This is a genomic window from Aerococcus sp. L_32 (genome assembly GCF_050689315.1).
The window spans coordinates 1-853 of sequence record NZ_JBOEQF010000780.1; the positions used below are offsets into that span (position 1 = coordinate 1).

Annotated in this window: 1 protein-coding gene; it reads left to right on the forward strand. The window is 34.2% G+C overall.

Annotated features, from left to right (window positions below):
• Window positions 1-62 precede the first annotated feature (62 nt).
• Window positions 63-853, forward strand: a 791-nt coding sequence (locus tag ACRCJ0_RS16410; protein WP_431391231.1) for a PAS domain-containing protein, incomplete at its 3' end; no start/stop codon positions are given.

Below are 853 nucleotides of genomic sequence, written 5' to 3' on the forward strand. Positions count from 1 at the left end.
TTTAAGATTGTGTTAAAATGGTATATGTTAAAGTGTCGAATTTTGACCTAGAGGAGATTATTATGAAAAGAGAGAATTGGCAGTCTAAAATTCCTTCTTTCTTATTGAAGTCGGCAATTATATGGCCACTTATTATTGCGCTATTATTATTAATTATCGTGATTGGTATTAGTGCAACAGTTAGTATACAAATGGGTTTTGTAATTGTTGGTTTGATTGTTGTTGTAATAGGTTTACTTGGTTTTGCTTTGGTCCAGATGTTAACCGCCTTGAGTGAATATATCTTAGGATTAGGTAACCAGATTAAATCTGTACAAAGTGAAATTCTATTGAAGATGCCTATTGGTATTATTGTCTTCGATGAAGATGACCCAACAATTGAATGGGTAAACCCCTTTTTACAAAAGTACTTCTACCAGAAGGAAATCATTGGATTAGATATTAATGATTTAGATGAAGAAATTTTTGAATTGTACAAGGAATTCCGTGAAGACCCGTCACTGAAAGCTAAACGATTCCAGTGGAAGAATGCGCATTTCGAGGTAACTTATTTAAGAGATGAGCATGCTATGTACTTTATTGATGCAACCAAGTACGGCATTATTGCTAAGAATGCTGACCTTGGCCGTATTGTAATTGGTCATATTGTGATCGATAATTATGATGAAACGGTATCTTCAATGAATGATAGAAGAAAATCTATGATTGACAACTTGGTAACGAGTGATTTATCTAAATGGGCTAAGAACTATGATTCTTATATTAAACGTTTGGATGATGACCATTTCTTGCTGGTATCAACCTATGGTCAGTTGTCTCGAATGGAAGAGAACAAGTTTGGGGTCGTTGACAG